Consider the following 9,025-nt stretch of genomic DNA (forward strand, 5'->3'; position numbering starts at 1 on the left):
TGGATGAAAAAAAATAAGCATGAATGATCTGTTGGTCATAAACTAATACCTGCCCTTTTGTAGACACGACAGCTTCTTTGATCTTCGCAAGATTCATATCATACGAATCCTGCCATTTTTCTTTTAAAACATCATCATTCTGATAGACCTGTGAGCTTGTCGTATCATCCACCTTTAATTCTCTTGAATAAACATAGCTTCGTGAAGCTACCGCCTGTGCTTTCAGTGCTTCCAACTCAAAAGACGCCGGCATCTCCGAGGCCAGCACACCGATCAAATAGTTTTCCAGTTCAAGTTCAAGCTGTCCATTTGCTGTCGATACTTCCACTATGACATCCTCACTAAGCTGATTTTCTATATTCAGACGAGAAGACAAAGGGGGAAGTGCTACATACAGAAATCCGACAAAAAAGAATAGAAAGCTTAATAGCTTGATTTTCATCTTCATATTCTATTATATGCACCTGCCTTTTTTTATATTAAAAAAGACTGTGAATCCACAGTCTATTTATGATAAGGCAAATGATTCAAGATCGTAAATGCCCGATAGATTTGTTCACATAAGATTAACCGGCAAAGCTGATGAGGAAAGGTACAATCAGAAAGTTTCCATCTCATATTTGCCCGTTGAATGACTTTTTGACTTAATCCCAGCGATCCGCCAATCACAAAAACGATCTGAGAGCTTTCATAAGTCATGATTCTCTCTAATTGCTTCGCAAAGACTTCACTTGAATAATTTTTTCCGGCTAAATCTAAGAGTATCACAAAATCTTTCTCTTTGATCTTAGAAAGAATTTTATCACCCTCTGCTTCTTTGATAAGCATATCCTGCTTTTCTGAATGATTGGCCGGAATGCTTTCATCACTAACTTCTATAATTTCAATTTTTGAAAAAGCCGTTATTCTTTTTTTATACTCATCAATACAGCTTTGCAGTGCCTTTTCTTTAATTTTTCCTACTGCTACGATCCTAATCATCCTGACCTCCATTTACGATTTCAAACTGAGGTGCCGCCAAGATCTCCGGATGATGTTGAATATCAGCCAATGCATTCTGTACGACGCTCAACGCCATTTCTCTTGAATTGGATTCTTCACTGATATGAGCAAGAACGATCTGCCTTGTATGTTCACCAATACATTTACGTAAATGTCGGGCACAATCTTCATTGCACAGATGCCCGCTGGCACTGCGAATACGATTTTTCACATATTCAGGGCGTCTTGATTGGATCAACATTTTCAAATCATGATTACTTTCAAATATATAATAATCAGCATCTTTGATTTTCTCATAGTAACATTCTTTCAGATAACCGGTATCTGTAATATAAACCAATTTATCTTTCTGATCCTGAATGATATAACCCAGACATTTTGTATCATGTGAAAGACGAATGCTTTCGATTTTCATTGATTTGATCTGAAAGCATTCATCTTCATGAATCTTGATCTGCATCGGTACATTCAGTGGTTCTTCACTATATATGGGAAGATGCGCAAACATTTTCAAACAAGAGATATGATCTGTATGCGTATGGGTAATAAGACAAGCATCTAAATCAGTGATTTCACATTGGATCTTTTTAAAGCTTTCTTTAAGATATTTTTGTGTACTTCCACAATCGATCACGATTTTCGTATCTCGATTTGAAATGACACAACAGTTTCCTTTAGAACCGGATGCCAATAATGAAAACTTCATCTTAACCACCTATATACGGCCACGGATAAATCGTATTCGCATAATACGGACCATTTCGTATCTCAAAATGAACATGCGGTCCGGTCGCATTACCCGTCATTCCGATCTGTCCGATGACTTCTCCTTTCGCAACTGTCGTTCCTGCACTATAAAAGCATGGCTGATTCATATGACCATAATAAGTCCAGAAACCGTTATTATGATTAATGATTGCATAATAACCGGTAACAGGTCCATAACCTGTTTCAACGATCGTACCACGGTCAGCTGCTTTAACACTACCGTATTTATTGTAAAGATTCTGTACATCAATTGCGGTATGTCCATAGTAACAGAGCCAGTTACACGATACATATGCATTATCCACAGGTAAGCGGAAAGAACCGGAACCGACATTCGGAATGACCATCGTACCGATACGTACAATTTCCTGTTGCGGTGCATCTGTAAGCAATCGTGAAACCTCTTGTGTCTTTGATTCATCCAGTTCACCATTGATATAAGTTTCCTGATATTGCACGTTATAAGTTCCTTCTTTATAAGACTGTTCTACGATACGCTGTCCTTCCCGAAGCGTGTTATCATAGATGTATTCTGTACTTTCAGGATAAGCCGTTTCCTCTACGATACGATTTTTCACTACCTCCAGCTGAACCGGTGGATCGATTGGCGTAACATTCAGTTCCTCACCTACCTGAAGCAGCTGCGTTTCACTTTTTAAGGTTTCAGAATTAACCGAAAGCAAGTTCATGACCGAAACACCCGCTTTACTGGCAACACCCTGGATCATGTCACCTTCTTCGACCGTATAATAATTTGGCTCATAGCTATAACCGAAGCTCAGCCATGTAATACACTCATCATAGTTCTTTAAGATCAGGTCAATGGGCACCAATTCATTAGAGATCTTTGCACTATCCAGATAGCGGTACGATATATCCTGACGCTCATCACTTGAATACGGTGTTGTCTGATGATTATCCAAAAGCTTTTTGACCTCATTTGGATCAACACCATTGCTTTCCAGAAAATTCAATACAAAATCTTCACGGGCACGTACAAAATCTTCACTATTTTTCACATAAGCAATACTGCCATTTGAAAATTCGATCTTATATCCCATAATAGAAAAGAAATTATTTTCTTCAAGATATGCAAAGATTTCTTCATCCTTATCTTCTGCTTCCAACTGCGATACGGTTTTGCTTACATGAACATCCTCACCTAAACCAACCTCTGTATTCGGAAAATCCTCCGCATATTTTTCTTCATAAATACGTTTTAAAAACTGCTCATATTCATCAATATCATGAACGATACCTAAAAGCTCATCTTTATAATAAATTGTCAGGACCTCTTTTTCCTCTCCTTCGCTGATATATTTCTGTGGAATTATGCCGCCTGTTTCCAGATTTTGCGCATTCAGATCATATTTCAGCGTATTGCCGGGAAGCAAAAGCGTCAATACTATCGCGCCCACGGCAAGTCCGGCTAAAAGGCCAATCTTTTTAAGCATAGCTTCAACTCCTTCTTATTTTTCGGGATTAAAAAATGCATTAATATTCTTTGAAAACATCAACTGAATTCGACGAGTCGCTCCATTACGATGCTTGGCAATATCAACATCCACCGGATCGACCGCATTCTCTGCTTCTTCTTCCTTCTTTTGATAGCTGTCACGATATAAAAAGATAACGATATCCGCATCCTGCTCGATAGATCCTGATTCACGAAGATCTGAAAGCATCGGATGCTTGTCCTGCCGAGATTCAACACCACGCGATAGCTGTGAAAGAGCGATCACCGGCACATCCAATTCTCTCGCCAAAGCTTTCAGTGAACGTGAAATTTCACTGACCTCCTGCTGACGATTATCACTGTTGGAACGAGAAGAAGCACTGATCAGCTGTAAATAGTCAATAATGATCAGATCTAAGCCCTGTTCCGATTTCAATTTACGACATTTCGAAAAAATATCTCCCATTTTGATGACCGCGCTGTCATCAATATAAATCTTCGTTTTTCTGATTTCGCTGCACGCTTCCTGAATACGCACCATTTCTTCATTGCTGATATAACCGCTTCTGATCTTATCACCGTACACTTCGCTTTTCGCACTTAATATACGCTGCATCAGCTGTTCGCAAGGCATTTCCAATGAAAAGATCGCAACCGCCCCCGGATTTCGCAAGCTGCTCTGCAGAGCAATATTCAAAGCAAAAGCTGTTTTACCTACTGACGGACGGGCTGCCAGGATGATCAGATCTCCTCGCTGAAAGCCATTGGTCGTATGATCAAGATCGACATATCCAGTCTTGATACCCGTAATTTTTTCTTTGCTGGAACGGAGCAGCTGGATCTTTTCCATGACCGTATTCAAAATATCACCGCTGCTTCTGAAATCTGTCGTTCTCCGCTGGCGGGTAACATCCAATATCTTTCTTTCCGCATCATCCATCAATTCGTCCAGTGACTTGATATTCTCAAACCCCTCAGCTTCGATCTTTTGTGCTGTTTCAATAAGCTTACGAACCTGTGCCCGGCTTTTGATAACTTCAATATACGTTGTTGCATTCGCACTGCTGATTGCATTTTCAGTCAGCTTTAAGATATAATCGGCTCCTCCGACAAGATTCAGCTCATGCGTGTCATTCAAACGGGTGATTAACCCAACAGGTTCTACCGGCTGGCCCTGATCGATCAGATACGTCATGGTACGGAAAAGACGCTGATGATTTTCATTAAAGAAATCATCAGCTGTTAAATCATGATCCTTCACATCACCTACGACCTTTGGATATACCAGCATGCCGCCTAATATCGCCTGTTCAGCCTCCAAAGAAGACGGCAGCTGTCTTGTATTTAACGCCATGTCCCCTCCTATAACTCACTTACATGTACTTTGATCTGACCGATGACCTTATTACGATATAGATCCACCTTCACATAAGTTACACCACAGGAATTGATGCTCTCATTATCAAGAAATTTTCTCTTATCTACATGGATCTGGTATTTTTTCTGTAATTCCTCACAGATCTGCTTTGATGAAACAGAACCGAATACACGTCCTCCCTCACCGGCCTTGACCTTAAATTCAAGCGTAATATTTTCCAGTTTCTTTTTAATTTCATTCGCCTGAGCTTCCAATTCTGCCTCTTTGGCCATATCCTTCGCCTTCTGCTCCGCTAATATCTGCCGACTTGTTTCCGTAGCTGCCACAGCCAGCTTCTGACGAATCAGAAAGTTACGGGCATACCCGTCAGAAACATCAACCATTTCTCCTTTTTTTCCAACTTTCTTTACATCACTCAGTAAGATTACCTTCATCTTCTATTTCCTCCTGTCTGCTTTTTTGAATCGTTTCTATCAATTCTTTTTCGATTTCTTCTACGCTAACATTTTCCCTGGAAAGCGCCGCAGCACTGAAATGTCCGCCGCCATCCATTTCTTCCATCAATTTTTGAACATTTATATTTCCTTTTGAACGTGCCGATACTGCTACCGTATTTTCTTTCGTATAACCGATGACAAAGCTTGCCTCTATACCTTTGATCGCCAGCATCGCATCCGCACATTTGCTCATCATCGTTTTGGAAACGATCTGTTTGGCAGTTACCGACGCGATCATGATATTATCAAAAATAACCCTTCCATAGCGCATGATCGAACTTTTTTCCTCAAATTCTTCAATATTTTCTTTGATCAGATCCTCTGCCTCATTCGGATCAACCCCTAAGGTTCTCAAAGCTGCACAAGCTTCAAAAGTACGGGCTCCTGTTCTTGCTTTAAAGCGATTGGAATCAATCAGGATACCCAAATAAGCAATGGTCGCTTCCTGTGCACTGATATTGACCTTATGTGACATATAAGGTAAGAACTCTGTAATCAGCTCACTCACGCTGCTTGCACTTGTTTCAACATAAACCAACAGCGGATTATCAATAAATTTATCACTGCGTCGATGATGATCGATCAAGATGACCTTCGTCGCCTTTTCCAAAACCGCCGGGGCATTGCAATGATCCGGATTATGAAAATCAGCCGCAATCACAAGATCATCATCTTTCATCAATTTCAAGGCCTCTGCTTCACCTATGAAATGATGACGGCTCTTCATCTCCGGTGCATAAAGCTTCATCGCTTCCTGGCACTGTTCTTCGATACCACCGGATTCACTGACGATATAAGCATTCTTCATATATCCCTGTGCTATTCGGCTCAGCAACAAATTGGCCCCCATACAATCAAAATCCATATTTTTATGACCGACGATAAACACATTCCCTGCATCATTAAACGCATCACGGATCGCCTTTGCCATGACTCTGACACGGACACGTGAACGTTTTTCCGTAGCTTCACTGTTTCCTCCATAATATTTTACTTCAGAATCATTCAGCTTCACCGCCACCTGATCACCACCACGATTCTGTGCCAGCTCCATCAGGCTGATGAGTGTTTCATCCAATTCGCTCAGCTTCTTATCTCCACGCGCGATTGCCATGGATAAAGTAACATTGACACCCATTTCTTCACTATTTTTGCGAATGATATTCAAAATCGAAAATTTTTCATTTAATATCTTCTGATAAATACTTTCATTAAGCACCATATAAAAACGATCACTTTTGACACGACGAATAACGATGCCATTTTCCTTCGCCCACTCAAAAACCGGCTGTCGAAGCTTCATATTCAATTGCGAATTCATCGATTCGTCTTCATATTGACTGACCTCATCATAATTATCCAGCTGAATCAGTCCCAATACTGTTTTTTCTTCCTGTGAAACCTTCCTGAGCTTTTCATAATCCGTGACATCCTTCACATATAAAACAGTAGAATTTTCTTTACGGGTAATCTCATAGATATATTCCCCATCCTCAATCGTCACGACATCCGCCTTATCAATAAATAGATCATTGATATTTGGATTCCATGAGCTGACCTTCTTACCGATCAGATTGATTCCTCGATCAGCCAGAAAATCATTGAACCATGTGACAATAAGGTTTTCATCATAAACAAGAATGCCCACTTCCCCAAAAAGCAGAGCATCTTTTGCATCATTTCCTAAAATACGTGCAAGATTCTGGTCACGGCTCTTTTTATCCCTATCATAACGAATCATGACCCAGATTACCAAAAAGACATTAAAACCAACGACTCCTGCCATCATCATGACAAAATTAATGTCCATCCCTAAGATTGCCAGCAATCCTAAAATCAATATTTCACAGACAAGCAATATCACAAGCTGCAATTTAAAATTTTCTAGTTTGTCCATAAAGCCCTCTCTTTCGAATCATTCCACCCGTCAAGCCATCAATAATTCCCAATATCATGACAAATGACCAAGCAGGTGGCAGAATGAGCAATACGACCCAGCTCCATTTTGGAAGCCGCCGCATACTTACTATTACTATCATACCATAAATAAAGTTTACGATAAACAGGGTGAGGCAGAAAAAAGCAAGTATAAATTTGACAGTTTCATTTACTTGAAAACATCTCAACCCTAAAATTAAGAAGATACTAAGAATACCTCCCACCGCTAAAAACTTAGGATATTTAAAATTCAGATCAATTTTGATCCTTTCCACATTCATTTTCAATTTAATAAAGATGAGATGTGAAAGCAGATGCACACATAAACTTTCCATGATGACAACCAAAAAGAATGAAGTGATATCCAGTACATTGAACAAAGTGTTTGCATCAATAAAAAACACAACTAGATTTTTAAATATCTCAACATTTTCTAACATTTCAATGAACTCATTCCGAGTTGCAACCAGATCATATCCAAAAAAGCCGGCAAAGATATACATGGAAAAAAGATACGATATGAATGTACAGACAATTGTCCATAGAAGCAATTTATTCTGATGCCATTTCAACCGGACCCCTTCACCATATATAATCCCTAAAATAAGGGCACTGAAAAGATAGAAAATTGTCTGGGGAGGAGATATCATCAAAGAAACGATCAATACAGCCAAAAATACCATCCATGAATATTTCCACTCACACTGAGCAGCATAAATGATCATAGGAATACTTAAAAGCCAGCTCAGTTGAGAGCTTAATACATTTGCCATTTGTCTGTCAATGATAAGAAAAGCTCCTATCATTGCGACGATCATGGCTCCTTCAGTTATTTTCCGCGTATCTGATTTCATAAATTCTCCTCCTATAAAAGAAAACCTCCATCACATTAGACAGAGGTCATTTCTAATTAGTCTGCAACGTAAGGCAGTAAAGCCATCTGACGAGCACGTTTGATTGCAGTTGCAAGCATACGCTGGTATTTAGCGCTTGTACCAGTCACACGTCTAGGAATGATCTTACCGTTTGCGCTGATGAAGCGTTTTAATAATTCAGTATCTTTGTAATCGATCTTCTCGATTTTATTTTTCGTAAAGTAACATACTTTCTTACGTCCCATTCTTTGTTTTTTGAATGCCATTTTGCTTCTCCTTTCCTACCTAAAATGGTAAATCATCACTTGCGATATCAAGCGTATCACTACCGAAGTCACTCTCATAAGAGGACTGTACATCAGGCTGGTACGCATCGTTACGCGTAGAAGGCTGATAGCTTGGCTGTGATGACGTCTGCTGATCGCGCTTTTGTGCTAGAATCTGTACACTGTCACAGACTACTTCAGTCACATAAACAGTGCGGTCGCTCTGATCTTTGTAATTACGTGTCTGGATCCTGCCTTCTACTCCAAGCAAAGCTCCCTGCTTTACGTAATTTGCCATAAAATCGGCACTTTGCCTCCATGCAACACAGCTGATGAAGTCGGCATCCTGCCCACCTTCCTGATTGCTGGAAAACCTTCTGTTTACTGCAAGCGTAAAGCTTACGACAGAAGTACCGGTATTTGTTTTTCTTAGCTCCGGATCGCGTGTAATACGTCCTACCAATACAACACGATTGATCATATTAAGCTTCTTCTTTCACGATTAAGAAACGCACAACATTGTTGTTGATACGAGCCAAACGATCGAATTCCTGAATACCTTCATTGTTAGCAGTAACTTTGATAACAACATAATATCCTTTCTTCTCATCGTTGATCTCATAAGCGAACTCTCTAAGTCCCCATTCATCAACATTGTCTACAGTACCTTCGTGGCTAGTGATGATCGCATGCAATCCGTCAATTGTTTCCTGACGAACAGCTTCTTCAAGATTAGCTTTTAAAATGTACATAATTTCGTACTTTTTCATTGAGTACACCTCCTTATGGTCTTTTGGCCCAAGAGTAGTTGAGCAAGGAGCAAATACGAAAAGTATCTACTCGCC

The 9,025-nt window shown here is 39.8% G+C and carries 11 protein-coding genes; all 11 read right to left on the reverse strand.

Annotation, left to right across the window (positions count from 1 at the left end; translation table 11 throughout):
• The coding region (locus Q0K35_RS02365; RefSeq protein WP_294561073.1) for a SpoIID/LytB domain-containing protein at nt 1-448 on the reverse strand (448 nt) is incomplete at its 3' end.
• 56 nt (nt 449-504) lie between these two features.
• Nucleotides 505-981 (reverse strand): 23S rRNA (pseudouridine(1915)-N(3))-methyltransferase RlmH, encoded by a 477-nt coding sequence (gene rlmH, locus Q0K35_RS02370; RefSeq protein WP_294561074.1) that lies wholly within the window; start codon nt 979-981, stop codon nt 505-507.
• Nucleotides 974-1,708 (reverse strand): MBL fold metallo-hydrolase, encoded by a 735-nt coding sequence (locus tag Q0K35_RS02375; RefSeq protein ID WP_294561075.1) that lies wholly within the window; start codon nt 1,706-1,708, stop codon nt 974-976. The genes rlmH and Q0K35_RS02375 overlap by 8 nt, the downstream gene beginning before the upstream one ends.
• A gap of 1 nt (nt 1,709) precedes the next feature.
• A complete protein-coding gene (locus tag Q0K35_RS02380; RefSeq protein WP_294561076.1) occupies nt 1,710-3,224 on the reverse strand; it encodes a M23 family metallopeptidase in 1,515 nt (504 codons plus the stop codon).
• Nucleotides 3,225-3,239: 15 nt separating this feature from the next.
• Nucleotides 3,240-4,580 (reverse strand): replicative DNA helicase, encoded by a 1,341-nt coding sequence (dnaB, locus tag Q0K35_RS02385; protein WP_294561077.1) that lies wholly within the window; start codon nt 4,578-4,580, stop codon nt 3,240-3,242.
• An 8-nt stretch (nt 4,581-4,588) separates the two neighbouring features.
• A complete protein-coding gene (gene rplI, locus Q0K35_RS02390) occupies nt 4,589-5,038 on the reverse strand; it encodes a 50S ribosomal protein L9 (RefSeq protein ID WP_294561078.1) in 450 nt (149 codons plus the stop codon).
• Nucleotides 5,016-6,998, reverse strand: coding sequence for a DHH family phosphoesterase (locus tag Q0K35_RS02395; protein ID WP_294561079.1), 1,983 nt, complete (start codon nt 6,996-6,998; stop codon nt 5,016-5,018). The genes rplI and Q0K35_RS02395 overlap by 23 nt, the downstream gene beginning before the upstream one ends.
• A complete protein-coding gene (locus Q0K35_RS02400; RefSeq protein WP_294561080.1) occupies nt 6,976-7,893 on the reverse strand; it encodes a DUF2232 domain-containing protein in 918 nt (305 codons plus the stop codon). Before Q0K35_RS02400 ends, Q0K35_RS02395 begins: the two co-directional genes overlap by 23 nt.
• 56 nt (nt 7,894-7,949) lie before the next feature.
• Nucleotides 7,950-8,180, reverse strand: a complete 231-nt coding sequence (gene rpsR / locus Q0K35_RS02405) for a 30S ribosomal protein S18 (protein ID WP_071440849.1) — start codon at nt 8,178-8,180, stop codon at nt 7,950-7,952.
• Between the two features lie 19 nt (nt 8,181-8,199).
• On the reverse strand, nt 8,200-8,661 hold the full coding sequence (gene ssb / locus Q0K35_RS02410; protein WP_294561081.1) for a single-stranded DNA-binding protein: 462 nt from the start codon (nt 8,659-8,661) through the stop codon (nt 8,200-8,202).
• Between the two features lies 1 nt (nt 8,662).
• Nucleotides 8,663-8,950 (reverse strand): 30S ribosomal protein S6, encoded by a 288-nt coding sequence (rpsF, locus tag Q0K35_RS02415; RefSeq protein ID WP_071440851.1) that lies wholly within the window; start codon nt 8,948-8,950, stop codon nt 8,663-8,665.
• Nucleotides 8,951-9,025: the final 75 nt, after the last annotated feature.

The sequence above is a fragment of the uncultured Traorella sp. genome (genome assembly GCF_944327115.1).
Lineage (GTDB): Bacteria > Bacillota_I > Bacilli_A > Erysipelotrichales > Erysipelotrichaceae > Traorella.

Bases quoted from the DNA above. Each gene is read 5' to 3' on its own strand.
- rpsR (WP_071440849.1), bottom strand. From the start codon at position 8,180: ATGGCATTCAAAAAACAAAGAATGGGACGTAAGAAAGTATGTTACTTT.
- Q0K35_RS02380 (WP_294561076.1), bottom strand. From the start codon at position 3,224: ATGCTTAAAAAGATTGGCCTTTTAGCCGGACTTGCCGTGGGCGCGATA.
- Q0K35_RS02375 (WP_294561075.1), bottom strand. From the start codon at position 1,708: ATGAAGTTTTCATTATTGGCATCCGGTTCTAAAGGAAACTGTTGTGTC.
- ssb (WP_294561081.1), bottom strand. From the start codon at position 8,661: ATGATCAATCGTGTTGTATTGGTAGGACGTATTACACGCGATCCGGAG.
- rpsF (WP_071440851.1), bottom strand. From the start codon at position 8,950: ATGAAAAAGTACGAAATTATGTACATTTTAAAAGCTAATCTTGAAGAA.
- dnaB (WP_294561077.1), bottom strand. From the start codon at position 4,580: ATGGCGTTAAATACAAGACAGCTGCCGTCTTCTTTGGAGGCTGAACAG.
- Q0K35_RS02400 (WP_294561080.1), bottom strand. From the start codon at position 7,893: ATGAAATCAGATACGCGGAAAATAACTGAAGGAGCCATGATCGTCGCA.
- rplI (WP_294561078.1), bottom strand. From the start codon at position 5,038: ATGAAGGTAATCTTACTGAGTGATGTAAAGAAAGTTGGAAAAAAAGGA.
- Q0K35_RS02395 (WP_294561079.1), bottom strand. From the start codon at position 6,998: ATGGACAAACTAGAAAATTTTAAATTGCAGCTTGTGATATTGCTTGTC.
- rlmH (WP_294561074.1), bottom strand. From the start codon at position 981: ATGATTAGGATCGTAGCAGTAGGAAAAATTAAAGAAAAGGCACTGCAA.